At 40.5% G+C, this 284-nt stretch carries 1 protein-coding gene; it reads left to right on the forward strand.

The window, feature by feature from the left end; genetic code table 11:
* Positions 1 to 284 (forward strand): fumarylacetoacetate hydrolase family protein (locus tag WFZ85_RS16310; protein WP_342697289.1); only part of this gene is annotated, 284 nt, incomplete at both ends.

Genomic DNA, 284 nt, shown 5'->3' on the forward strand with positions numbered 1-284 from the left:
CGTTACCTAACGGAGAAACCACGCCTGTATTTGGTCCGTCACGAGTGGTTGATTTTGAATTAGAAACGGCTTTCATTACTACAGATGCTAATATCATGGGGGAAAACATTCCAATTAAGGAAGCCGAAGATTATATTTTCGGGATGGTTTTATTAAACGATTGGAGTGCGAGAGACATTCATAAATGGGAATATGTGCCACTTGGACCTTTCTTGGCTAAGAACTTTGCCTCTTCCATTTCACCATGGATTGTAACGATGGATGCTTTAGAACCATTTAGAACC

Source organism: Flavobacterium aureirubrum, from assembly GCF_038739835.1.
In the GTDB taxonomy this organism is placed as follows: domain Bacteria; phylum Bacteroidota; class Bacteroidia; order Flavobacteriales; family Flavobacteriaceae; genus Flavobacterium; species Flavobacterium aureirubrum.